Source organism: Streptomyces himastatinicus ATCC 53653 (genome assembly GCF_000158915.1).
GTDB lineage: Bacteria > Actinomycetota > Actinomycetes > Streptomycetales > Streptomycetaceae > Streptomyces > Streptomyces himastatinicus.
This window is the reverse complement of record NZ_GG657754.1, coordinates 7,583,862-7,606,661: the sequence shown is the minus strand read 5'-3', so window position 1 is coordinate 7,606,661 and position 22,800 is coordinate 7,583,862. Positions and strand designations below refer to the sequence as shown.

General features: G+C 71.4%; 21 protein-coding genes and 2 pseudogenes. 12 read left to right on the top strand and 11 right to left on the bottom strand.

Annotated elements, in window-relative coordinates:
• Positions 1 to 256, bottom strand: a pseudogene (locus SSOG_RS32270) (winged helix-turn-helix domain-containing protein); the annotation flags it as partial.
• 179 nt (positions 257 to 435) lie between these two features.
• On the opposite strand from SSOG_RS32270, the gene SSOG_RS32265 reads away from it, so the two are divergent.
• Positions 436 to 1,242 carry a site-2 protease family protein gene (locus SSOG_RS32265; protein WP_009718462.1) on the top strand — a complete coding sequence of 269 codons (807 nt, stop codon included), beginning with the start codon at positions 436 to 438 and terminating at the stop codon, positions 1,240 to 1,242.
• Positions 1,243 to 1,249: 7 nt separating this feature from the next.
• Here SSOG_RS32265 and SSOG_RS32260 read toward each other — a convergent pair whose 3' ends face one another.
• The 6 genes and pseudogenes from SSOG_RS32260 to SSOG_RS32235 form a co-directional block, all read right to left on the bottom strand.
• On the bottom strand, positions 1,250 to 1,450 hold the full coding sequence (locus SSOG_RS32260) for a hypothetical protein (protein WP_039939201.1): 201 nt from the start codon (positions 1,448 to 1,450) through the stop codon (positions 1,250 to 1,252).
• 95 nt (positions 1,451 to 1,545) lie between these two features.
• The gene (gene npdG / locus SSOG_RS32255; RefSeq protein ID WP_009718460.1) at positions 1,546 to 2,283 is read right to left on the bottom strand and encodes an NADPH-dependent F420 reductase; all 738 of its coding nucleotides are present in this window, start codon (positions 2,281 to 2,283) and stop codon (positions 1,546 to 1,548) included.
• 24 nt (positions 2,284 to 2,307) lie between these two features.
• Entirely contained in the window at positions 2,308 to 3,264 is a 957-nt protein-coding gene (locus SSOG_RS32250) for a carbohydrate ABC transporter permease (protein ID WP_245606424.1), read from the bottom strand.
• A 434-nt stretch (positions 3,265 to 3,698) separates the two neighbouring features.
• The gene (locus SSOG_RS32245; protein WP_009718458.1) at positions 3,699 to 4,643 is read right to left on the bottom strand and encodes a carbohydrate ABC transporter permease; all 945 of its coding nucleotides are present in this window, start codon (positions 4,641 to 4,643) and stop codon (positions 3,699 to 3,701) included.
• A complete protein-coding gene (locus SSOG_RS32240; RefSeq protein WP_009718457.1) occupies positions 4,640 to 5,977 on the bottom strand; it encodes an ABC transporter substrate-binding protein in 1,338 nt (445 codons plus the stop codon). Before SSOG_RS32240 ends, SSOG_RS32245 begins: the two co-directional genes overlap by 4 nt.
• Positions 5,974 to 7,072: pseudogene (locus tag SSOG_RS32235) on the bottom strand (sialidase family protein). Before SSOG_RS32235 ends, SSOG_RS32240 begins: the two are co-directional and overlap by 4 nt.
• Before the next feature lie 224 nt (positions 7,073 to 7,296).
• Here SSOG_RS32235 and SSOG_RS32230 point away from each other — a divergent pair.
• Positions 7,297 to 7,905: a hypothetical protein gene (locus SSOG_RS32230; RefSeq protein WP_009718455.1), complete on the top strand. Its 609-nt coding sequence runs from the start codon at positions 7,297 to 7,299 to the stop codon at positions 7,903 to 7,905.
• Between the two features lie 572 nt (positions 7,906 to 8,477).
• Here the strand turns inward: SSOG_RS32230 and SSOG_RS32225 are convergent.
• The gene (locus SSOG_RS32225; protein ID WP_078510455.1) at positions 8,478 to 9,482 is read right to left on the bottom strand and encodes an aldo/keto reductase; all 1,005 of its coding nucleotides are present in this window, start codon (positions 9,480 to 9,482) and stop codon (positions 8,478 to 8,480) included.
• Between the two features lie 139 nt (positions 9,483 to 9,621).
• Here SSOG_RS32225 and SSOG_RS32220 point away from each other — a divergent pair, with 139 nt between their 5' ends.
• The 4 genes from SSOG_RS32220 (at position 9,622) to rph (ending at position 15,475) form a co-directional block, all read left to right on the top strand.
• Positions 9,622 to 10,929, top strand: a complete 1,308-nt coding sequence (locus SSOG_RS32220; protein WP_009718453.1) for an MFS transporter — start codon at positions 9,622 to 9,624, stop codon at positions 10,927 to 10,929.
• Between the two features lie 10 nt (positions 10,930 to 10,939).
• Entirely contained in the window at positions 10,940 to 11,398 is a 459-nt protein-coding gene (locus tag SSOG_RS32215) for a GNAT family N-acetyltransferase (RefSeq protein ID WP_009718452.1), read from the top strand.
• A gap of 261 nt (positions 11,399 to 11,659) precedes the next feature.
• Entirely contained in the window at positions 11,660 to 12,748 is a 1,089-nt protein-coding gene (locus tag SSOG_RS32210; protein ID WP_009718451.1) for a DUF4037 domain-containing protein, read from the top strand.
• A 135-nt stretch (positions 12,749 to 12,883) separates the two neighbouring features.
• Positions 12,884 to 15,475 carry a rifamycin-inactivating phosphotransferase gene (gene rph, locus SSOG_RS32205; protein WP_009718450.1) on the top strand — a complete coding sequence of 864 codons (2,592 nt, stop codon included), beginning with the start codon at positions 12,884 to 12,886 and terminating at the stop codon, positions 15,473 to 15,475.
• A gap of 37 nt (positions 15,476 to 15,512) precedes the next feature.
• On the opposite strand, the gene SSOG_RS32200 is transcribed toward rph, so the two are convergent.
• Positions 15,513 to 16,181: an AAA family ATPase gene (locus tag SSOG_RS32200; RefSeq protein ID WP_009718449.1), complete on the bottom strand. Its 669-nt coding sequence runs from the start codon at positions 16,179 to 16,181 to the stop codon at positions 15,513 to 15,515.
• Positions 16,182 to 16,183: 2 nt separating this feature from the next.
• Positions 16,184 to 16,411: a hypothetical protein gene (locus SSOG_RS32195; protein ID WP_009718448.1), complete on the bottom strand. Its 228-nt coding sequence runs from the start codon at positions 16,409 to 16,411 to the stop codon at positions 16,184 to 16,186.
• 81 nt (positions 16,412 to 16,492) lie between these two features.
• Between SSOG_RS32195 and map the strand changes: the two genes are divergently transcribed.
• Positions 16,493 to 17,350 (top strand): type I methionyl aminopeptidase, encoded by an 858-nt coding sequence (gene map / locus SSOG_RS32190; protein WP_009718447.1) that lies wholly within the window; start codon positions 16,493 to 16,495, stop codon positions 17,348 to 17,350.
• Between the two features lie 84 nt (positions 17,351 to 17,434).
• Positions 17,435 to 18,094 carry a biliverdin-producing heme oxygenase gene (locus tag SSOG_RS32185; protein WP_009718446.1) on the top strand — a complete coding sequence of 220 codons (660 nt, stop codon included), beginning with the start codon at positions 17,435 to 17,437 and terminating at the stop codon, positions 18,092 to 18,094.
• Positions 18,095 to 18,124: 30 nt separating this feature from the next.
• Here SSOG_RS32185 and SSOG_RS32180 read toward each other — a convergent pair whose 3' ends face one another.
• The gene (locus SSOG_RS32180) at positions 18,125 to 18,364 is read right to left on the bottom strand and encodes an HtaA domain-containing protein (RefSeq protein ID WP_110092156.1); all 240 of its coding nucleotides are present in this window, start codon (positions 18,362 to 18,364) and stop codon (positions 18,125 to 18,127) included.
• A gap of 134 nt (positions 18,365 to 18,498) precedes the next feature.
• Between SSOG_RS32180 and efeO the strand changes: the two genes are divergently transcribed.
• From efeO to SSOG_RS32160, 4 genes are read left to right on the top strand one after another with little or no spacing between them, the layout of a single operon-like run.
• A complete protein-coding gene (gene efeO / locus SSOG_RS32175; protein ID WP_009718444.1) occupies positions 18,499 to 19,632 on the top strand; it encodes an iron uptake system protein EfeO in 1,134 nt (377 codons plus the stop codon).
• 10 nt (positions 19,633 to 19,642) lie between these two features.
• The gene (gene efeB, locus SSOG_RS32170) at positions 19,643 to 20,902 is read left to right on the top strand and encodes an iron uptake transporter deferrochelatase/peroxidase subunit (RefSeq protein ID WP_009718443.1); all 1,260 of its coding nucleotides are present in this window, start codon (positions 19,643 to 19,645) and stop codon (positions 20,900 to 20,902) included.
• Positions 20,903 to 20,933: 31 nt separating this feature from the next.
• Entirely contained in the window at positions 20,934 to 21,905 is a 972-nt protein-coding gene (gene efeU / locus SSOG_RS32165) for an iron uptake transporter permease EfeU (protein ID WP_009718442.1), read from the top strand.
• Positions 21,838 to 22,764: an SCO2278 family lipoprotein gene (locus SSOG_RS32160; protein ID WP_039942074.1), complete on the top strand. Its 927-nt coding sequence runs from the start codon at positions 21,838 to 21,840 to the stop codon at positions 22,762 to 22,764. Before efeU ends, SSOG_RS32160 begins: the two co-directional genes overlap by 68 nt.
• The last annotated feature ends 36 nt before the right edge of the window (positions 22,765 to 22,800 follow it).

Here is a 22,800-nt window from a genome sequence, read left to right as displayed (position 1 = left end):
GCCGCCGGGCCCTGACGCGATCGCCGCCTTGCCTGACGGCCCGCCGCAGCCGCCCGACGAGGGCCTGGAGCGCACCGTTCTCGTCGGCGGGCGGATCGGTGTCCCAGACCTCGGCGATGAGGGCGCCGTTCGTCCGCAGCCGCCCCGGGGTCAGGGCGAGCGCGGTCAGCAGGGCGCGCAGCCGTGCGCCGCCGAGGTCGACGGGGGTGCCGTCGTCGCGGTGGGCCTGGGTGGTGCCGAGGATGGCGTAGCGCACGGCCCCATTGTTGTCGACGGTCGCCGCTCACGGTTCACCCACTCCCGGAGCGCACCCGTCCACTTACCGGTCGGTCGCGGTGCCTGGAACTCCCGGAGCCCTGTCCGACGTTTTCCGGGAGTCGAGCGGGGCACCGTACGACGCACCATGATCAGGTACCGGACGGAGAAACCTCGCGCATGACCACCGCCATCAGCCGCCGTGAGCGGCGGATCAGCCCTGTTTTTCTCGGCCTGGTCGCGATCATGGTCGTATCCGCGTGGGCGGTGTGGACGGACTACTCGGCCAGCCCCGGCTTCGCCGTGTTCCTCTTCGTGGTCTCCGGCTGGGTCGTCTCGCTGTGTCTCCACGAGTACGCGCACGCCCGCACCGCGCTCCACGGCGGCGATCTGTCGATCGGCGCGAAGGGCTACCTCACCCTCAACCCGCTGAAGTACACGCATGTGGCGCTGAGCATCGTGCTGCCCGTGATCTTCGTGATCATGGGCGGTATCGGGCTGCCGGGCGGGGCGGTCTTCATCGAGCGGCACCGGATCCAGGGCCGCTGGCGGCACAGTCTGATATCCGCCGCCGGACCGCTGACGAACGTGCTGTTCGCCGCCGCGCTCACCGCCCCGTTCTGGCTCGGCAGCGCGGACCAGGTGCCGCTGGTCTTCCGCTTCGCGCTCGCCTTCCTGGCGCTGCTCCAGGTCACCGCCGCGATCCTGAACTTCCTGCCGGTTCCGGGGCTGGACGGCTACGGGGTGATCGAGCCGTGGCTGTCCCACCGCATCCGGCGGCAGGTCGAGCCGTACGCGCCGTTCGGGCTGCTCGCGGTCTTCGGCATCCTGTGGATCCCCGAGGTCAACCAGGTCTTCTTCGACGCGGTCGACGCGATCATGCGGGCGATGGGGGTGTCGCAGTTCGACACCTACTTCGGCCAGGAGTTCTTCCGCTTCTGGCAGGGCGAGCCGCAGTTCCCCGGGATCGGCGGGCTCAGCTCGTAGCGCGCGCTCAGCCCGTGGCGCCCGTCGCCTCGCGCTCGGCGTCCCGCTCGGCCTTGGCCCGGCGTACGTAGAACCAGGCCATGTTGGACGAGACCCCGGCGAGCAGGACCCAGACCACGCCGAGCCAGCTGCCCCGCGAGAAGGAGACGACGGCCGCGGCGACGGTGAGGGCGCAGACGAGGAGGGCGTAGACGGCGAGGCGGGGCATGGGGGTGGCTCCTGGTGGGGGTCCTGTCGGGGGTGGCGCTCTCGACATTGTCGCCCATGCCCCGCGGGGGCGTACGGGTCGCCCTAGCGGTGTTCTCAGACGTCCGTGATGCGCAGGCCCGCGTGGGCCTTGTAGCGGCGGTTGACCGAGATCAGGTTGGCCACCAGGGACTCGACCTGGTGGGCGTTGCGCAGACGGCCCGCGAAGACGCCCCGCATGCCGGGGATGCGGGCGGCCAGGGCCTGCACCAGATCGGTGTCCGCGCGGGACTCGCCCAGCACCATCACATCCGTGTCGATCTCCGCGATCTCCGGGTCCTGGAGCAGCACGGCCGACAGATGGTGGAAGGCGGCGGTGACCCGGGAGTCCGGGAGCAGGGCCGCGGCCTGTTCGGCGGCGCTGCCCTCCTCCGGCTTCAGCGCGTACGCGCCCTTCTTGTCGAAGCCCAGCGGGTTGACGCAGTCGATGACGAGCTTGCCGCTCAGCTCCTCCCGCAGCGACTCCAGCGTCTTGCCGTGGCCCTCCCACGGGACCGCGACGATCACGATGTCGCTGCGCCGCGAGCACTCGGCGTTGTCCGCGCCCTCGATGCCCAGGTCCGCGCCGCCCAGTTCCTCGGCCGCGGTCTGTGCGCGCTCGGCGGCGCGCGAGCCGATGATCACCTTCTGCCCGGCCCGGGCCAGCCGGTAGGCGAGGCCGCGGCCCTGGTCGCCGGTGCCGCCGAGCACGCCGACGACCAGGCCGGAGACGTCCGGGAGGTCCCACGGGTCCTTGGCGGGGGCCTTCTTGGCGGGGGCTTCGTTCGTGGCGGGCGTACCGTCAGGAGTAGTCATGACAGCGATACTGTCACGCCCACGTCATGCCTTCACGCTCCCCTCCGTCAGCCCCGTGCGCCAATACCGCTGGAGGACGCCCATCAGCACCATCAGCGGCAGTACGGACAGGAAGGCGCCGCCGACCGTGTACTGGTACAGCTCCGGCTGCCGGTCCGCGTACCCCGTCCAGGAGGTCAGGCCGAGCTGGATCGGATAGAGGTCGGAGTCGGAGAGCATGACCAGCGGCAGAAAGAAGTTGTTCCAGATGTGCACGAACTGGAACAGGAAGACGGTGACCAGGGCCGGAGTCATCAGCCGCAGCCCCACCGTGGAGAAGATCCGCGCCTCGCCCGCCCCGTCGATCCGCGCCGCCTCCATCAGCGAGTCGGGGACGGCGGCGGCCGCGTAGATCCGGCAGAGGTAGACGCCGAAGGGGCTGACGACGCTGGGGATGAGGACGGCCCAATAGGTGTTGGCCAGGCCGATGCGGCTGAAGAGGAGGTAGAGGGGCAGGGCGAGCGCAGTGCCGGGGATGAGGACCCCGGCCAGGATGACGTTGAAGATCCCCTCCCGCCCGGGGAAGCGGAACTTGGCGAGGGCGTACCCGGCGGCGGCCGACAGCAGCGTGGCGGCGAGGGCGCCGACACCCGCGTACATCAGGCTGTTGGCGAACCACCGTGCGTAGATGCCGTCGTCGTATGTCAGCACCTGGTGCAGACGGCCGAGCGGATCCGGGTCGTGGAACCAGAAGCCGAAGGTGCCGAAGAGGTCACTGCTGGACTTGGTCGAGGAGACGACGAGCCAGTAGACGGGGGTGAGGAAGTAGACGGCGGCGACGGTGAGCAGCGAGACGGTGATGATGCGGTACCGCAGCGGGGGCCGCCGCTCGCGCTCCGCGCGTCGGCGGTCCGGGCCTCCCGCGCCCGGTGCGGGGCCCTCGCCGGGGCCCGTCCCGCCCACGGCGGCGGTCCCGGCAGCGGCCGGGTCCGTACTGGCCATCGCGGCCAGATCCGTCGCCCGGCCCTCCCGAGCCGCGGGACGCCCGGACCCGGTCCCCGAAGGGCCGCCGCGCTGCGCGCCTTCGCCCGCACCGGCCGCCCGCCCGGCGGCCGCGGACCCCGGGGGCCCATCGCCCGCACTCGCCGTGCCCACACGGGCGGGCCCGGCGGCGCCCACGCCATCAGCCTTGCCCACGCCCTCGTCGGGGCCCTCGTCGGGCGCGGGCCCCTGGGGTCCGTCGTCCGCGCCCGCCCCGGGACGGGACCGTGGTGCGGGCACGTCTCGGGCGTGGGTCGGCGGGGACCCTTCCGCGGCCGGAGGTTCCCGGCGGTCGGCATGCTCGGGGCCGCCGGGCCCCGGTGTACCCCGCCCGTCGGGCCCGGGCGCGGGCGGGTCGCCTGGTCCGGCTGGCCCGCCCGGCTCACTCACCCCGCTCACCGGTCCTCCCCGCCCTTGCCGCGCTGGCCCACCAGCCGCAGGAAGCCGAAGGACAGCACGCACGCGACGAGCGCGAGCAGCACCGCCTCGGCCGCGGCGATGTGCTGGTTGTTGCTGGTGAACGCCTCGTTGTAGGCGGCCAGGTTGGGGGTGTAGCCGGAGTCGATCGAGTTGGTGAGCGGTTTGAGCACCTTGGGCTCGGCGAACAGCTGGAGGGTGCCGATGAGGCTGAAGACCGTGGTGAGGACGAGCGCGGGCCGGATCAGCGGGAGCTTGATGTGCACGGCGATCTGCCAGACGCTCGCGCCGTCGATCTTCGCCGCCTCGTACAGCTCCCCCGGTACGGCCTTGAGCTGGGCGATCAGCACCAGCATGTTGTAGCCGGTGAACTGCCAGGTGACGATGTTGGCGATGGACCACAGCACGGTGGAGCGGCCCAGGAAGTCGACGTCCCAGCCCGCCGAATGCGCCATCTCCACCAGCGGGCTGATCCCCGGTACGTAGAGGAAGCCCCACAGGATCGAGGCGATCACCCCGGGCACCCCATACGGCAGGAAGAACGCGGTGCGGAAGAACCCGACCCAGCGCGCGGACGCCGCCTCCAGCAGCAGCGCGAGCGCGGTCGCGAAGGCGATCATCACCGGGATCTGGACCGCGCCGAAGAGCAGCACCCGCCCGAATCCGGCGGTGAAGTGCTCGTCCTGGAGGGCGTGGGCGTAGTTGGACAGGCCGGCCCAGACGTCCTTCGTCTCCCCGCCGAGGCCGAGCGGCCCGGTGCGCTCGACCTTCAGCAGGCTCTCGTAGAGGGCGAAGCCGATGGGGGCGATGAAGCAGAGCAGGAACAGCCCGAGGAACGGCAGCAGGAAACCGGCCGCCGCCCGCGCGCCGCGCGCCTCGGCCCGCGTCATGCGCCGCATCCGGCCCGGCGCCCGGCCCGTCATCCGGCCTCCGCCTTCAGGCCCTTTTCCTTGAGGTCGCTGATCGTGTCCCGCTGCACCTTCTTCAGCACGGACCGGAACGAGGACCCGTCCCCGATGGCCGCCGTGAAGGCGTCGCCGAGCCGCTGGTAGAGGGTGTCGGTGGCCGGGCCCCACTTCCAGCTGGTGTCCACGCCCTTGCTCGCGTCGTCGAACACCTTGCTGTACGCCTGCCCGCCGAAGAAGTCCTTGTGGACGTCGAGGTCGGAGGTGGCGTAGCCCCGCTTGGCGCCGGGGGTGCCGTAGCCGTTCTCGATCAGCAGCTTGATCGACTCGGGGTCGGTGTTGAGCCAGATCGCGAAGTCCAGCGCGTCCTTGGGGTACTTGGTCTTGGCGAAGACGGCGGTCGTGGAGCCGCCCCAGTTGGCGTACGCCCCCTCGCCCCGCTTCCACTGCGGCATGGGGACGACCCGCCACTTCCCGGCGGTCTTGGGGGCGTTGCCGACGAGCAGCGCGTCGCCCCAGCTGGCGCCGAGCCAGGAGGCCATGGCGCCGGTCTGGACGTCCTTGTACCAGGCGTTCTGCCGGTCCGGGATGGTCTTGATCAGCTTCTGCTTGACCAGCGCGTCCCAGTAGTCGGCGACCTTACGGGTCGGCTCGTCGTCGATCGAGACGGTCCAGGTGTCGCCCTCGGCGCCGAACCAGCGCGCCCCGGCCTGCCAGGCGAGGCCCGCGAAGCGGTTGCCGTTGGTCGCCGAGAACGTCTCGATCCAGGCGCCCTTCTTACGGATCGCCTTGGCCGCCGCCTCGTACTCGTCCCAGGTGGCGGGCGGCTCGACGCCCCACTTCTCGAAGAGGTCCTGACGGAGGAACAGCCCCATCGGCCCGGACGCCTGCGGTACGGCGTACACACCCTTGCCGAACACCGACTGCTGCCACTGCCAGCCGACGAACATGTCCTTGTGCTGGTCGATCCCGTACTTGGTGAGGTCGAGCAGCCCGTTGTCGATCAGGAAGCTGGGCACCACCGGGTACTCGATCTGGCCGAGGTCCGGCGGGTTGCCCGCCTTGATCGCGGCGTGCATCTTCGCGTACTGGGCGCCCTCGACCGCCGACACCTTCTCGACCTTGACCCGGACCTCGGGGTTCTTGCTGTTCCACAGGTTCACGGGCTTGTCGATGCCCGGCACCCAGGACCAGAAGGTCAGGGTGATCTTCTCGCCCTTCTTACGGCCCTTGGGCTCGTCGCCCCCGTCGTCGTCCCCGCCGCAGCCGGCGAGGGCGAACCCGGCCGCCGCGGCGGCCGCACCGCCGAGGACGGCACGCCGCCGAGGTCCCGTGATATCTGACATGCTCATACCAGCTCCTCCACCGGAACGCGCCGGAATGTGATGGTCGAGTAGGCGCTGAAGTCGCCGGTCTCGTAGAGCAGTCCGACCGTGTCCTGATCGATCCTGACCAGGTCGGAGTAGGCCGCGGGCAGCCCGTCCACGGTGTGCACCGGCTGCCAGGTGACCCCGCCGTCGCGGCTCGCCCGCACCGTCATCAGGGCCCGGAAGCCGGGTGCGGCGGGCCCGGAGTACAGCAGGACGTCCGGCTCGCAGAGGTGCAGCAGGCTCCCCTCGACCACGGGCGTCACCAGCCCGGCCTGCGGCCGGAAGGGGGTGGCCAGGGTCGTGCCGCCGTCGTACGAGTACGCGTCGGCGCGGGTGCCGGGCGCGGTCGCGTCGTTACGGGTGTTGAAGTAGACCCGGCCGTCGGGGAGTTCGGCGGCGGTCGTCTCGTTGACGTTGATGTAGCCGTCCGGGTCGTCGTCCACGTACCCGATCCGCCAGGTCTCGCCGTCGTCGTCGCTCAGCAGGTCGTGCCCGCCGTTGTACCGGCCCTCGGTGCCGACGTCGCCGGGGGAATCCACCACAGTGCGAGTGCGTACGACGATCCGGCCCGCGTGGTCGCGTGCGTAACGCAGCGCATGCCCCGGAGTGGTGCGTACAGCGCCACTCGGGGCGCTTCGTCCACTCGGTGATCTCGCGGGCCGCGCTCCAGCTCACGCCGTCGTCGTCGCTGTACGTCAGCCACACCCGCCGCCCGTCCGCCGCGGACACCTCGCCGCGGCGGATCCGGTCCTCGGTCGCGGCGGCGGCGCTGCGGACGTGCACCAGGACGACCCGGCCCGCGTGCGGCCCGTCCTCCAGCACAACGGGCGCGGGATTCCCGGCCGTTCCGTCGCCGTTCCGGGCGACGACCTGGGGCGCGCCCCAGGTCCGGCCCCCGTCGGCGGACCGCTTCAGCACCAGGTCGATGTCCCCGTGATCGGCGGACGACCCCACCCGCCCCTCGGCGAAGGCCAGCAGCGTCCCGGCGCGCGTCACCACCACCGCCGGAATCCGGTAGCTCGCGTATCCCCCGGTCCCGGCCCGGAACGGGACCGAAACCTCGTACGGGCGTGCCATGCAGACCCTCCCGATGCGCCGTTGCAATCGATCGAGTGCTCAGCCGGACCAAATGGGACGTAGGACGTCCCTTGTGTCCGGCGACCATAGGGTTTGCCTCACAGAGCGTCAAGAGACGGCGCAATGAACAGTTGTCGCGGAGGCGCACCGTAAATGCGCCCAAAGGGGTGAGCGTCCCGCATTCCCCCGGCAACCGCCCCTCGCGCACGGCAGGATCCGCGAGCATGGACGCCGTACGGGTCGCGCTGCTGCGTGAAGTACTCGCCGGAACCGAGTGGTTGCAGTCCACCCGCCGCTTCGCGGGCTCCCTGCGGGCCTCGGTCGGCTCACGCGAGGGCGGGCTGCTGCTCGTGGGCAGCGCCGAGTACGAACCCTGGCACCTGGCCGCCCACCTCGACGACGAGGCCGCCTGGTCCGGCCTGCCCGAGCTGTCCCCCACCCTGGTCCGCCACCGCGTCCCGTCGGGCCGCGCGGTCCCGGCCCATCTGTCGGTCGGCCTGGGCCGCCTGGAGGCGGCGGGACGCGGCGAGACCCTCCTCGTCGTCACCCCCGGCGACCCGGGCGCCGGGCTGCTGGAGCGCGTCAACGACGCCCGCCGCGGCGGCGCCACCGTCCTCGCCCTCGACGGCGGCGACCCCGAACTCCACGCCCTGGCCCACGACGCGCTGTCCGCCCCCGAGGGCGCCGACCTCGACCTCGACACGGTCCAGCACCTGGTCAGCGCGGCCGCCGGGGAGAACACCCTCCCCCCACGCCCCGGCCGCCGCCGTATCCGCGACCGCCTGGCCCGCCTGGCCGACCAACTGACGTCCCCACCCCCACCGGGTTGGTGAGCGCGGTTCTTTCCCCACCCCGCCCCTTCCCTATGCGGCTCCGCCGCGTGGCGGGGCTCCGCCCCTGGCCCTCGACGCTGCCCCCTGCGGCAGACCGGGGCGATGCCCACGCTGCCCCGCCGCCCCGGGGCAGGCCGGACCGACGACCGCGGTGCCCCGGCACCCCCGCGGCAGGCCCGGACGACAAACCGCACCGCACCGCTGCCCCAGCGACAGACCCGCGCGACGACCGCCCCGCCCCGAACACCCCTGCGACAGACCCGGACGACAGCCACGACCTGACGCCCCCACAACAGACCCGGGGTGGCCACCGCACCACCCCGAACACCCCTGCGGCAGGCCCCGAACCATGACCACGCCCCGACGCCCCCACAGCGAGCCCAGACGACAGCCGCACTGCCCCGCCGCCCCGCGGCAGGCCGCGGCGGCCACCGCACGGCCCCGACGCCCCCGCCGCAAGCCCGGACGGCAGTCGCACCGACCCCGCGGCGGGCCGCCGAAACGGCCCGGCGCCATGCCCCTCCCCCGTCGAGGCGACCGCGTAGGCCATCGGCGGGCTCCTCCGGCTGTCGCTATTCGCCGTGCCAGCCCGCGATGCGTTCGAGCATCCCGTACGGGTAGTTCGGCGTCAGCGGCGTGCTGGCCTCGGTCAGCCGGGTGTTCGCCTCCTCGCCGAGGTGCAGCGCGGCCGCGGCGAGTGACTCGCGCAGCTGCGCTACGGTACGGGCGCCGACGATCGGGGCGGTGACGCCCGGGCGGTCGGCGGCCCAGGCCAGGGCCGCCTGACCAGGCGTCACGCCGTGTGCGTGCGCGACGTCGCGGAGCACCTCGATGACCGACCACACCTCCTCGGTGTTCCGCCGGTGCCACGCCTCGCTCGTCATGTCCTCGGCCCGGGCGACCCGCGTACCGACCGGTGGCCGCTGGTCGCGCCGGTACTTCCCGGTGAGCCACCCCTGCCCCAGCGGGCCGTACAGCAACGTGCCCACGCCCGCGTCGACACCGGCCGGAACGACCTCCCACTCCACCGCACGGGCCAGCAGGCTGTACTGGATCTGCTGGGAGACCAGCGGCGGGCCGCCCCGCTCCGCCAGCAGCCGTGCGAGCTTGGCGACCTGCCACCCGGCGAAGTTGCTGACGCCGACGTGGCGGGCCTTGCCCGCGGCGACGATCTCCGCGAGGAACTCGACGATCTCGTCGACCCGGTGCTCGTCGTCCGGGCCGTGCACCTGGTAGAGATCGACCTGATCGACGCCGAGCCGGGCAAGGCCGGCGTCGAGCGCGGTGCGCAGGTACGCCGGGGTCAGGCTCGCGCCGGGAAACCCGAAGCGGCCCTTGGTCGCGATCAGGACGCGCTCGCGCACGCCCGGCCGGGCGCTCAGCCACCGGCCGACGATGCGCTCCGACGCGCCGCTCCCGTAGATGTCGGCCGTATCGATCAGCGTGCCGCCCGCCTCGACGTACGCATCGAGCATCTCGTGGGCCGCCGCCTCGTCCGTGTCCCCGCCGAACGTCATCGTCCCGAAAGCGAATCGGGACACGGCGGGCCCCGAACGCCCCAGCTGACGCGTTTCCATCCGCGCTCCTTCCGTCGTATCGCCCGACCCTGGCAATTGGAGTGCGCTCAAGGGCAAGGGCATGGGCAAGCCCCCGTCAGGCGGGCGTAATTCGGTTGCCGTGCGCGTCGGCGCGGCCGGAACATGGGCACTCGTGACCGTGACCGCCGAAGACGACCACACCCCGCCAGAACCCCCGCGGAGGCGTACCCGCGCGCTGCTGCCGGACCTCGCGCCGTGGCGCTCCTCCCGCGACTTCCGCCTCATGTGGACGGCGGGCCTGGTGACCGCCTTCGGCAGCTTCCTGACGATGGTGGCGCTGCCGCTCCAGATCAAGGAGCTGACCGGCTCCGCGGTGGCGGTGGGGGCGATCGGGGCGGTGGAGCTGGTTCCGCTGATCGTCTTCGGCCTGTACGGCGGGGCGCTCGCCGACGCCGTCGACCGCCGGAAGCTGATCCTCGCCACGGAGGCCGGGCTCGGGCTGCTCTCCGTACTGCTGCTGGTCAACAGCCTGCTGCCGGACCCCATGCTGTGGCCGCTGTACGTCGTCGCCGCGCTGACCAGCGCGCTGATGGGGCTCCAGCGCCCGGCCATCGACGCGGTCGTGGCCCGTATCGTCCCGCACGACCAGCTCACCGCCGCGGCCGCGCTGAACTCGATGCGCTGGCAGCTGTCGGCCATCGCGGGCCCCTCGCTCGCCGGTGTGGTCGTCGCGTACGCGGGTCTGCCGTTCGCCTACGGCCTCGACCTGCTGACCTTCGTCGCCTCCCTCCTCCTCGCGCTCCGCCTCACCCCGGCCCCGCCCGCCCATGACGCCGATCCGCCGTCGCTGCGGGCGATCGGCGAGGGCGCGCGGTACGCCTGGCGGCGCAAGGAGCTGCTGGGGACGTACGCGGTGGACATGGCCGCGATGTTCTTCGCCTTCCCGAACGCGATCTTCCCCTTCCTCGCCGACGATCTGGACGCCCCCTGGGCGCTCGGCCTGATGTACGCGGCGGGCTCGGTCGGTTCGGTGGCGGTCAGCGTCACCAGCGGCTGGACGTCCCGTATCCACCGCCACGGCCGGATGGTGGTACTGGGCGCGGCGGTCTGGGGGCTGGCGATGGCCGCCGCCGGGTGGACGTCGAACGTCTGGCTGGTGCTGCTGTGCCTGGCGGTGGCGGGCGGCGGCGACATGGTGAGCGGACTGTTCCGCGCCACGATCTGGAACCAGACCATCCCCGACAAGCTCAGGGGCCGCCTGGCGGGCATCGAACTGCTCTCGTACGCCACCGGCCCCCAACTGGGCCAGGTCCGCGCGGGCACCACGGCCGGTCTCACGGGCGCGCGGGTCGCGGTCTGGTCGGGCGGGCTGGCCTGCGTGGCGTCGGTCGCCCTCCTGGCCGTGGCGCTCCCCCGCCTGATGGCGTACGACGCGCGTACGGACGAGCACGCGAGGGCCGTCCGTACGGCCGCGCCCCACCAGTAGTCTGACGATCATGGCGGACTGGGGGATGCGACCGGCTTCGGTCGCGGACGTTGAGGCGGTGGCCGAGCTGCGGGCCGTGGTGATGCGGGCCGATCTGGAGCGGCTCGGGCGCTATGACGAGCAGCGCGTACGGCAGCGGCTGCGGAACGGGTTCGCTCCCGCGCACACCTGGGTGATCGAGGTGGGCGGCGCGTTCGCGGGCTGCGTGGCGCTGCGCCCGGCCGAGGACGCCCACTGGCTGGAACACTTCTACCTGGCCCCGCACCTCCAGGGCAGTGGCATCGGTACGGCCGTGCTGCGCGGGCTCCTGGAGCGGTGCGACCGCGAGGGCACCCTGGTCCGGCTGGACGTACTCCAGGGCAGTCCGGCCCGGCGACTGTACGAACGGCACGGATTCGTCCTGGAGACCGAGGATCCGGTGGACGTGTTCATGGTGCGCGAGCCGGTCGTGGCCGTGGCTGACGCATGAGCACCGCTGCACGAGCCGCGGCGGAGCCGGTTGGCGACGTGGTCGGCCCGCCAGCAGCGACAGCGGCAGATCCCGGCCATGGACCGCCAAGTGGACCTTGGTGGCCGGCCCGCCCCGGGCCCGGCCGAGCGCCTGCCGCGCCGCCGGGCGTTCCGGACCCTCGCGTTCGTCCCCGTCCGGCTGCCCGTGGCGGATCGACCGACCTGCCGGACGCGTAAAAGCCTTCGACCGGCCAGACACCCATACGGCAGCCTCCCCACCATGACCACGCCGTCCTTCATCCCCGGGCTGGAGCTCTCCCGCCGCTTCTACCTCGAAGCCGTGCGGCCTTTGCTGGACGAGGCCGCCCCCGGGATCACGCACTCCGCCGCCCGCCTCGGCAGCGGCTCGGAAGTCCTCGGATTCGACACCGCCCGTTCCGCCGACCACGAGTGGGGACCCCGCCTCCAGCTCTTCCTGCACGCCCGGGACGTCGCGTGCCACGGCGCGAGGATCACGGCACTGCTCTCCGCACGCCTGCCGAAGACCTTCCTCGGCTACCCCACCCACTTCGCCCCCACCGATGACGCGGGCATCGGGGTCATGCGGACAACCGACGGAGCAGTCCACCACCGGGTCGACATCGCGGACCCCGGCGCCTGGTTCACCGCCCACCTGGGCTTCGACCCGCGCGAGGACATCACCCTGGCGGACTGGCTCGCCACCCCCACCCAGCGCCTCGCCGAGGTCACCGCCGGTGCCGTCTTCCACGACGGACTCGGCCACCTCGCACCGGCCCGCGCCGACCTCGCCTGGTACCCCCACGACCTCTGGCTCTACCTGCTCGCCTGCCAGTGGCAGCGCATCTCCCAGGAGGAAGCCTTCGTCGGCCGCTGCGGCGAAGTGGGCGACGAACTCGGCTCCGCCGTCGTCGCCTCCCGCCTGGTGCGCGACCTGATGCGGCTGTGCCTGCTGATGGAGCGCCGCTATCCGCCGTACAGCAAATGGCTCGGCAGCGCCTTCGCCCGCACCACCCGGGCGCCCGCGCTCGCCCCGGTCCTCACCGCGGCCCTGACCGCCCCCGACTGGCGCACCCGCGAACACCATTTGGCCCGCGCCTACGAGTCCGTCGCGGCCGCGCACAACCAGCTCGGACTCACCGACCCCGTCGACCCCGCCACGCGGCCCTACCACTCCAGGCCCTTCCAGGTCCTCCACGCCGAACGCTTCACCACGGCGCTGACCACCCGCATCACCGACCCGGCCATCAGCTCCCTGCCGACGATCGGCACCGTCGACCAATTCGTCGACAGCACCGATGTCCTCAGCGATCCGAAACTGACCCGCGCCGCCACCCGCGCGACGGTCTGAGGCAAAAGAAAAGGCGAGGAGAACTCTCCTCGCCACTATCAAGATATAGCGCACTGGGGGGCTTGCGGCAAGGCCCCGGTCACGGCGCAGAATCATCGGCCGACGCCACAACCTGCGGAAATTGGGGGGCACTACGTGCCGTACGTGTGGGATCTTCACGAGGTCGACGAGACGCGGGTCGCCGTCGTCGGCGGCAAGGGCGCGCACCTGGGCGGGCTGTCGCGGATCGACGGCATCCACGTGCCGGCCGGCTTCTGCGTGACGACGGACGCCTTCCGGCGGATCATGGCGGAAGCGCCGTCGATCGACGATCTGCTCGATCAGCTGACGCGTCTGGACCCGGACGACCGGGAGGCGATCCGGGCGCTCAGCGCGCGGATCCGCCGGACCGTCGAAGGGATCGCCGTCCCGGGCGATCTCGCGGCGGCGATCACCCGCGCGCTCGCCCGGCTCGGCGAGGAGACCGCCTGCGCCGTCCGGTCCAGCGCGACGGCAGAGGACCTGCCGACGGCCTCCTTCGCCGGTCAGCAGGACACGTACCTGAACGTCGTGGGGCCGACGGCGGTCCTCCAGCACATCAGCCGGTGCTGGGCCTCGCTGTTCACCGAGCGGGCCGTGACCTACCGCCGGCGGAACGGCATCGATCACCGTACGGTCCACATGGCCGTGGTCGTGCAGCGGATGGTCTTCCCGCATGCGGCCGGCATCCTGTTCACGGCCGACCCCGTCACGGGCAACCGGAAGGTCGCCACCGTGGACGCCGGTTTCGGCCTCGGCGAGGCCCTGGTCTCCGGCCTGGTGAACCCGGACGTCTTCACCGTGCGGGACGGCGAAGTCGTCGCCAAGGCGATCGCCGCCAAAGAGCGTGCCGTTCACGCCCTGCCGACCGGCGGCACGCGGGAAGTGGCGATCGAGGCGCAGCGGCAGGAGCAGCCGTCGCTGACGGATGCGCAGGTCGTGCGGCTCGTACAGCTCGGGCGGCGGATCGAAGCGCACTTCGGCCGCCCGCAGGACATCGAATGGTGCCTGGCCGATGACGGCTTCCAGATCGTCCAGAGCCGGCCGATCACGACGCTGTTCCCCATCCCCGAGACCGGCGACCAGGAGAATCACGTCTACGTCTCCGTCGGTCATCAGCAGATGATGACCGACGCCATGAAGCCCCTGGGGCTCTCCATGTGGCAGCTGACGGCCATGATGCCGATGCACGAGGCCGCCGGGAGGCTGTTCGTCGACGTCACCCGGCGCCTGGCCTCGCCCGCGAGCCGCGCCGCCCTCCTGGACCTCATGGGGAGGGGTGATCCGCTGGTCAGGGACGCGCTGGAGACCGTCCTCGACCGCGACGGTTTCGTCCCGTCGCTCCCGGACACGGGTCCCGGCGGGCCACCGCCCCGCCCCGCTGCCGCCCCGATCGAGACCGATCCGGCCGTCGTCACCGAGCTGATCGAGCGCAGCGAGGCGTCCATCGCCGCCCTGGAGCGCGACATCCGGACGAAGTCCGGACCGGAGCTGTTCGACTTCCTGCTGGAGGCCTTCGAGGAGCACAAGCGCGTCCTCAGCGATCCGCTGAACTTCCAGGCGATCATGGCGGGGATGGAGGCCACATGGTGGCTCAACGACCAGCTCCAGGAGTGGCTGGGCGAGAAGAACGCGGCTGACACGCTCACGCTGTCCGCCCCCGACAACGTCACGTCGGAGATGGGACTGGCGCTGCTCGACGTCGCGGACGTGATCCGCCCGCATCCGGAGGTGGTGGCGTTCCTCCAGGGCGTCGAGGACGAGGGCTTCCTGGACGAGCTGGCGAAGCTCGCGGGCGGGACCGAAGCGCGCGACGCCATCGAGACCTACCTCGACCGGTACGGCATGCGCTGCGTCGGCGAGATCGACATCACCAGGCCGCGTTGGCGCGAACGCCCCACCACGCTCGTGCCCGTGATCCTCGACAACGTCCGGAACTTCGAGCCGGGCGCCGCCGAGCGGCGCTTCGAGGAAGGCCGCCTGAAGGCGCAGAAGAAGGAACAGGACGTGCTGTCACGCTTGCGGGCCCTGCCGGACGGGGACCGGAAGGCCGACGAGGCCAAGCGGATGATCGACCGGGTCCGGACGTTCATCGGGTACCGGGAGTACCCGAAGTACGGCATCGTCAGCCGCTACTTCGTCTACAAGCAGGCCCTGCTGGCGGAGGCCGAGTGCCTCGTGCGGGCCGACGTGCTTCCTGAGAGGGAGGACGTCTTCTACCTCACCTTCCAGGAGTTCCGCGACGCCGTGCGCTCGAAGCAGGTGGACGTCCGGCTCATCCAGCAGCGCAAGGACGCGTTCCGGTCGTACGAGGCGCTCACCCCGCCCCGGGTCCTCACCTCGGACGGCGAGGCCCTCACCGGGGCGTACCGGCGCGACGACGTACCGGCCGGCGCCCTGATCGGCCTCCCGGTGTCCGCCGGGACCATCGAGGGGAGGGCCCACGTCATCCTCGACATGGCGGACGCCGATCTCGAGGCGGGCGACATCCTGGTCACGACCTACACGGACCCCAGCTGGTCGCCCCTGTTCGTCGGCATCACGGGCCTGGTGACGGAGGTGGGCGGCCTGATGACCCATGGCGCGGTGATCGCCCGGGAGTACGGCCTGCCGGCCGTCGTGGGCGTGGAACAGGCCACCCGGCGCATCCGGGACGGCCAGCGGATCCGCGTGCACGGAACCGACGGGTACGTCGAAATCCTGCCGTGACCACGGGCTGACCGGCCACGCTCGGAATCGTGTCCGGTCACAGCCGGAACGTCGTGGACACCTGCTCGGCGAGAGCGTCTTCCGTCATCGTCGTATCGACGTCGACGGTGTGCAGTCGGAGACGCTCGGCTTCCTCCTTGAGATGTCTCGTGAACATCCGGTCACGTTCGGCAAGATTGCGGTCGGCCTTCGCCGGATCGCTGGTCTTCGCTACGAACCCGTCCCCCGGTAGCGACCGGCTCCGGAAGGCGGCCTGGCGGAAATCGGGGGTGGGAAGGAGCCAGACAGCGTGCTCGGGAGCGGCGAGGAGAGGCTTCACGAGGTGCGGCAGCAGCCGGAAGCCCTCGACGATGACGCACTGCTCCCGTGGCAGGCGGAGGAGGTCTTCGACGATCAGGCCGAAGCCCTCACCCCGAAACCAGTGGAACGTCTCGAGCATGACTTCCGGCGTCCGGTCCACCCATCGCTCGTCCATGTCCATGGCGATGAACTCATGCAGATAGGGGGCCTCTTCGGCGGTGGTGCGCCCCGCGTGATCCCGCATCACGTCGTCGGTCGCGTAGAGATGCCACCCGTGGCGATCGGCGAGTCGGCGGGCGATGGTCGACTTGCCCGCGCCACTGCCGCCACCGAGCCAGAAGACGTTCCGCAGCCGCGCCGGAAGCTCCGCGGCGTCGGCCGCCTCTTCGGATTGTCCGGGCTGCATCCTCAAGGGGTGCCGTCGCCCGGGGCGTCGTCCTGCCAGCGGGGGTCGTTCTGCCACTGGGCGTTCCGCTCCTGCGCCGTTTCGAGGGCGCGTGCGGCCTCCTCCGGGGTGCCGTACGGGCCCAGGCGGTCGGCCGCCCGGCATTCCGGGCCCTCCTCGACCTTGTGGTGCTTGACGCAGTAGTACCACTCGCCCGGCTTTCCGACGGGACCCTTCCTGAACAGCGCCATCCCGGCCTCCGTCTCGATAGCTCACGCCGCGGTCTTCCTCGCGGCCATGGTGCCCGATCCGGCGCCGATACACTCGCTGATATGTCTGGCCAGTCACTCCTTGTTCCGGGGAACATCTCCCCCACCCGCCCCGTCCCCACCTCGATCCCGCGGCCCGAGTACGTCGGGAAGGAGGGTCCCGCGCCGTACGAGGGGCCCGAGGTGCAGGACGCCGAAACGATCGAGCGGATGCGGATCGCGGGGCGGATCGCCGCGCGGGCGATGGAGGAGGCCGCGAAGCTGATCGCGCCGGGGGTGACGACGGACGAGCTGGACCGGGTCGCGCACGAGTACATGTGCGACCACGGCGCGTATCCGTCGACCCTCGGCTACCGCGGCTTCCCGAAGTCGCTGTGCTCCTCGGTCAACGAGGTCATCTGCCACGGCATCCCGGACACCACCGTCCTGCGCGACGGCGACATCGTGAACCTCGACGTCACGGCCTTCATCCACGGCGTGCACGGCGACAACAACGCCACCTACCTGTGCGGCGACGTGGACGAGGAGTCGCGGCTGCTGGTGGAGCGGACCCGGGAGTCGCTCACCCGCGCGATCAAGGCCGTCAAGCCGGGCCGGAAGATCAACATCATCGGCCGGGTCATCGAGTCGTACGCCAAGCGCTTCGGCTACGGCGTGGTCCGCGACTTCACCGGCCACGGCGTCAATACGTCGTTCCACTCCGGCCTGATCGTGCCGCACTACGACAGCCCGCACCACACGACCGAGATCAAGCCCGGCATGACGTTCACGATCGAGCCGATGCTGACGCTCGGCACGTACGAGTACGACATGTGGGAGGACGGCTGGACGGTCGTCACCAAGGACCGCAAGCGGACGGCTCAGTTCGAGCACACCCTGGTGGTGACGGACACCGGGGCGGAGATCCTGACGCTTCCCTGAACCGGATCCCTGAACCGGAGGTTTTGCCGACAGGGCGTCGGGAAAGGGTAAGTTAGGTCGCCCTAACCTACCCCGGAGGCCGTCTTGGACGCCACGCCCACGCCCTTCTCCGCGCTCCTCCGCGCCGCCTCGCACGAGCAGCACACCCAGGTCGCCGGGTCGGCCTTCATGGGGGACCTGCTCGGCGGGCGGCTGGGCGTGGACGCGTACCGGCAGTACACGGAGCAGCTCTGGTTCGTGTACCGGGCCCTGGAGACGACCCCCGGCCACCTCGCCGAGGACCCGGTCGCGGGCCCGTTCATACGGCTCGACCTGGCCCGTACGGAGGAACTGGAGCGCGACCTCACCCACCTCGGCGGCCCCCACTGGCGCTCCGGCCTGGAGCCGCTGCCCGCCACGGCGGAGTACGCGGACCGCGTAGCGGAGTGCGTGCGGGACTGGCCCGCCGGGCTGGTCGCCCACCACTACACCCGCTACATGGGCGACCTCTCCGGCGGCCAGATCGTCCGCGGGATGGCCGAGAAGACGTGGGGCTTCGACCGCAAGGGCGACGGGGTGCGGTTCTACGTCTTCGAGTCGATCCCCAACCCCGCCTCCTTCAAGCGCGACTACCGCGCCCTCCTGGACGCCCTGCCGGTGGACGACCTGGAGAAGCAGCGCATGGTCGACGAGTGCAAGCACGCGTACGCCCTCAACACCGCGATCCTCGGCAACCTGAGCCGCCGCTTCCCGCTCAGCGCCTGAGCGGTGCCGCGCGGGGCCGAGGCGGGTGGCTCAGTTCTCGCCGCGGCGGCGGGTGGCGGCCAGGACTGTGGCCGCGCCCGCGGCGCCCAGGTCGCTGAACTTCAGGTCCAGGGAACCCTCGTGGCCGGTGAAGCGGATCGCACCGCCGAACGACGCGTCGAGGGAGCCGCCTTGCTGGCCCGGGGAGCGGATCGTGCTGCCGCGCCGGGACGTCACGTCCCTATAACGCCCCCATAACGCGAACCGGCCAGTTGGCTGAATCTTTGCCATATGCAAAGAGTCCCTTGGAATTACCCGGCCGCCACGCAGGCAAGGCTCAGTTAAGTTAGGTCCGCCTTATCGGGGCAATGACGCACCCTGCCCCGATGGGCCCGCTATGCCCCCGAGCCCCGTCTGGAGCCCGTATGAGAGCCGCCCGCACCTCCCTCGTCGCCGCGATATCGGCGCTGACGACGGTCACCGCCGTCGCCGGATGCGCCGAGAAGTCCGACGCCAAGGACTCCGACGCCGTGCAGGTCACGGCGTCGGACAGTGCGTGCAAGGTCTCCAAGACCTCGTTCCCCGCCGGGCACGTGAAGCTGGCGGTGGAGAACAAGGGCGCCAAGGTCACCGAGGTCTACGTCTACGCCCCCGGCGACCGGATCGTCACCGAGCGGGAGAACATCGGGCCCGGCACCAAGGCCGTGATCAACGCCGAGGTGAAGTCCGGTTCGTACGAGATCGCCTGCAAGCCCGGGATGAAGGGCCACGGCATCCGCCAGAAGGTGTCCGCGACCGGGAAGGGCGCGGCGGCCGAGCGGGATCCGCGGCTGGACAAGGCGGTGGCCGCGTACCGCGCGTACGCGCAGAAGCAGGCCGACGAGACGCTGCCGAAGGCCCAGGCGTTCGCCGACGCGGTCAAGAAGGACGATCTGGCGGCCGCCAAGAAGGCGTACGCGCCCTCCCGCGTCGGCTGGGAGCGCACCGAGCCGGTCGCCGAGTCCTTCGGCGACATCGACCCGAAGGTCGATGTGCGCGAGGACGGGCTGGAGAAGGGCCAGAAGTGGACCGGCTGGCACCGGCTGGAGAAGTCGCTGTGGCAGACGAAGAAGATCACCAAGGCCGACCATGACCTCGCCGACCAGCTGATCAAGGACCTCAAGGACTGGCAGAAGCGGGTCGGCACGGCCGAGATCACCCCCACCAGCATGGCGAACGGCGCCAAGGAGCTGCTGGACGAGGTGCAGACCGGCAAGGTCACCGGCGAGGAGGAGCGCTACAGCCACACCGACCTGGTGGACTTCGAGGGCAACGTCGAGGGCGCCCGGACCTCGTACCAGCTGCTCAAGCCCGTGGCCGGGAAGAACGACCCGGCGCTCGCCAAGGACCTGGACAAGCAGTTCGCCGCGGTGGAGAAGCAGTTGGACCAGTACCGCGAGGGCGACGGTTTCGTCTCGTACGACACCGTCTCGGAGGGCAAGCGCAAGGAGCTGTCGGACGCGGTCAACGCGCTGGCCGAGCCGCTGTCCAAGCTCGCCGCCGCCGTCGTCTCGAAGTGAGGGGCGGGTCATGACCGACGCTTCCTCCGCGTCCCACTCGCGCCGCGCCCTGATCGGCTGGGGCGGTGCCGGGCTCGCGCTCGGCGCCGCGGCCGCCGGGGGCACGGCCGCCGCGCTCACCGGCACCGGCGACGACGCCCGGCCGGCGGGCGACGGCGGCGGCGCCGTCCCCTTCCACGGGGCGCACCAGGCGGGCATCGCCACCGCCGTCCAGGACCGGCTGCACTTCGCGGCCTTCGACGTCACCACCGACGACCGCGCCGAGCTGATCGATCTGCTCAAGGAGTGGACGAAGGCGGCGGCCCGGATGACGCAGGGGCACGCGGTCGGCGACGGCGCGGTCAGCGACCTCGTCGAGGCACCGCCGGACGACACCGGGGAGGCGCTGGGCCTCAAGCCGTCCCGGCTCACCCTCACCTTCGGGGTCGGGCCCACCCTCTTCAAGAACAAGAAGGGCAAGGACCGGTTCGGCATCGCGGAGCGCCGCCCCGAGGCGCTGATCGATCTGCCCGTCTTCCCCGGCGACGACCTCGACGCTGCCCGCAGCGACGGCGATCTGTGCGTACAGGCGTGCGCCGACGACCCGCAGGTGGCCGTGCACGCGATCCGCAACCTGGCCCGCATCGGCATGGGCAAGGTCGCCGTCCGCTGGTCGCAGCTGGGCTTCGGCAAGACGTCCTCGACCACCCCGGACGCGCAGACGCCGCGCAACATGATGGGCTTCAAGGACGGCACCCGGAACATCTCCGGCACCGACGCCGCCGCCCTCGCCAAGCACGTGTGGGTGGGCGAGAAGGCGGGCCCGGCCTGGCTGGCGGGCGGCTCGTACCTGGTGGCACGCCGCATCCGCATGCACATCGAGACCTGGGACCGCACCTCGCTCAAGGAGCAGGAGGACGTGTTCGGGCGGGACAAGGGCGAGGGCGCGCCGTACGGCAAGCAGCACGAGCGCGATACGCCCAACCTCAAGGCGATGCTGCCCGACGCCCACGTCCGCCTCGCCCACCCGGACTCCAACGGCGGCATCCGCATCCTGCGCCGCGGTTACTCCTTCACCGACGGTACGGACGGTCTGGGGCGGCTGGACGCGGGGCTGTTCTTCCTGGCGTACCAGCACGACGTGCGCGAGGGCTTCGTACCGCTCCAGCGGCGTCTGGCGCGCACCGACGCGCTCAACGAGTACATCCAGCACGTGGGTTCGGCGCTGTTCGCCATCCCGCCGGGCGTCCGGGACGCGGACGACTGGTGGGGCCGGGCGCTGTTCACCTGACCGGACAGAGAACGAGAGGAAGGCGAACCCCGTGTTCGGCAACTACCTGATCGGTCTGCGCGAAGGGCTCGAAGCCAGCCTGATCGTGTGCATTCTGGTCGCCTACCTGGTCAAGACCGGCCGCCGGGACGCGCTGCGCCCGGTGTGGCTGGGCATCGGCGCGGCGATCGCGCTGGCGCTGTCCTTCGGCGCGGCGCTGGAGTTCGGCTCGCAGGAGCTGACGTTCGAGGCGCAGGAGGCGCTGGGCGGCTCGCTGTCCATCATCGCGGTCGGCCTGGTGACCTGGATGGTGTTCTGGATGCGGCGCACCGCCCGCCACCTCAAGCACGAGCTGCACGGGCGGCTGGACGCGGCGCTCGCCATGGGCACCGGCGCGCTGGTGGCCACGGCGTTCCTGGCGGTGGGCCGGGAGGGCCTGGAGACCGCGCTGTTCGTCTGGGCCGCGGTGCGGGCGAGCAACGGCGGCTCGGCGGACCCGCTGATCGGGGTGGCCCTGGGCCTGGTCACCGCGGTGATGCTGGGCTGGCTGTTCTACCGCGGCGCGCTACGGATCAACCTGGCGAAGTTCTTCACCTGGACGGGCGGCATGCTGGTCGTGGTGGCGGCGGGCGTCCTCGCGTACGGCTTCCACGACCTCCAGGAGGCGAACTGGCTTCCGGGGCTGCACTCCCAGGCGTTCGACATCAGCGCCACGATCGCGCCGGACACCTGGTACGGCACCCTGCTCAAGGGCGTCTTCAACTTCCAGCCCGATCCCACGTGGCTCCAGGTCACAGTGTGGCTGCTGTATCTGGTCCCCACGCTGACCTTCTTCTTCGCCCCGGGTAGGGTGGCGCCGTCCAACGCAGCCCCGAAGGAGCCGCAGCCCCATGACACGCAGGTCACCCCGTCGGCCGTCCGTCCTTCCGAGCGCAGCGGCGGTGCTGGCGCTGGGGATGACGCTGACGGGGTGCATGACGGTGCACGGCGAGCGGGAGAACATTCCGTCGGTGGACAAGGCTGAGGCCGCCGAGACGCTCAAGGACTTCACCGCCACGTACAACAAGGCGTACCGCGAGCTGGATCCGTCCGTGGCGAGCGAGGTGGAGACCGGCCCGCTGGAGGCCATCAGCAGGGCCGACCTCAAGGCCCAGCACGCCAACTCCCCGCAGGGCAACCCGAACTACCCGCCGCTGAAGCTGTCCGACGCGACCTTCCACATCCCCCGGCAGATCGGGTGGCCGAAGTTCTTCGTGGCGGACACCGACAGCAACCGGGACTCCAACCGGTGGCTGGTGGTCTTCACCCGCCAGGGCGCCGACGACCCGTGGAAGGCCGCGTACCTGTCGATCCTCAGCCAGGACGAGGTACCGGCCTTCGCGGCCGACAAGGACGGCTGGGCCAAGCCGGTCAAGGCCGCGGGCCCGGCGCCCCGGCTCGCCGTCCGGCCGGACAAGCTGAGCCGCGACTACGCCGACTACCTGATGACGGGCAAGGGCGACACCTTCGCGGACGGTTCGGCGACGACGGGGATCCGGGACTCGCGGGACAAGTTCAAGAAGACGCCGAAGTTCTGGACGCAGTACATCGACACCGCGGCGGCCGCGGGCAGCGCCGAGGCCCCGGTGGGCCTGCGGACGGAGGACGGCGGCGCGGTGGTCTTCTTCACCTCGCACCACCGCCAGAAGCAGACCATGGCGAAGGGCTTCAGGCCCAACCCGGACCCGCAGGTCAAGGCGCTGATGACGGGCGAGGCGAAGCGGGCGGTGACCCTGACCCGGGTCGCCGAGTCGGCCGTCCGCGTCCCGGCGAAGGACGCGGCCGACCCGAAGGTGACCTTCCTGAACCGCCTGGAAGGCGTAACGGGCGCGAAGGGCGAGTAACCCCGTTGTGGGCAGCGGTTCCGCCGGGGGGCACCT

Coding starts and splice junctions, on each gene's coding strand:
- SSOG_RS32265 (WP_009718462.1), top strand. CDS start 436: ATGACCACCGCCATCAGCCGCCGTGAGCGGCGGATCAGCCCTGTTTTT.
- SSOG_RS32260 (WP_039939201.1), bottom strand. CDS start 1,450: ATGCCCCGCCTCGCCGTCTACGCCCTCCTCGTCTGCGCCCTCACCGTC.
- npdG (WP_009718460.1), bottom strand. CDS start 2,283: ATGACTACTCCTGACGGTACGCCCGCCACGAACGAAGCCCCCGCCAAG.
- SSOG_RS32250 (WP_245606424.1), bottom strand. CDS start 3,264: ATGGCCAGTACGGACCCGGCCGCTGCCGGGACCGCCGCCGTGGGCGGG.
- SSOG_RS32245 (WP_009718458.1), bottom strand. CDS start 4,643: ATGACGGGCCGGGCGCCGGGCCGGATGCGGCGCATGACGCGGGCCGAG.
- SSOG_RS32240 (WP_009718457.1), bottom strand. CDS start 5,977: ATGAGCATGTCAGATATCACGGGACCTCGGCGGCGTGCCGTCCTCGGC.
- SSOG_RS32230 (WP_009718455.1), top strand. CDS start 7,297: ATGGACGCCGTACGGGTCGCGCTGCTGCGTGAAGTACTCGCCGGAACC.
- SSOG_RS32225 (WP_078510455.1), bottom strand. CDS start 9,482: ATGGAAACGCGTCAGCTGGGGCGTTCGGGGCCCGCCGTGTCCCGATTC.
- SSOG_RS32215 (WP_009718452.1), top strand. CDS start 10,940: ATGGCGGACTGGGGGATGCGACCGGCTTCGGTCGCGGACGTTGAGGCG.
- SSOG_RS32210 (WP_009718451.1), top strand. CDS start 11,660: ATGACCACGCCGTCCTTCATCCCCGGGCTGGAGCTCTCCCGCCGCTTC.
- SSOG_RS32200 (WP_009718449.1), bottom strand. CDS start 16,181: ATGCAGCCCGGACAATCCGAAGAGGCGGCCGACGCCGCGGAGCTTCCG.
- SSOG_RS32195 (WP_009718448.1), bottom strand. CDS start 16,411: ATGGCGCTGTTCAGGAAGGGTCCCGTCGGAAAGCCGGGCGAGTGGTAC.
- map (WP_009718447.1), top strand. CDS start 16,493: ATGTCTGGCCAGTCACTCCTTGTTCCGGGGAACATCTCCCCCACCCGC.
- SSOG_RS32180 (WP_110092156.1), bottom strand. CDS start 18,364: ATGGCAAAGATTCAGCCAACTGGCCGGTTCGCGTTATGGGGGCGTTAT.
- efeO (WP_009718444.1), top strand. CDS start 18,499: ATGAGAGCCGCCCGCACCTCCCTCGTCGCCGCGATATCGGCGCTGACG.
- efeB (WP_009718443.1), top strand. CDS start 19,643: ATGACCGACGCTTCCTCCGCGTCCCACTCGCGCCGCGCCCTGATCGGC.
- SSOG_RS32160 (WP_039942074.1), top strand. CDS start 21,838: ATGACGCTGACGGGGTGCATGACGGTGCACGGCGAGCGGGAGAACATT.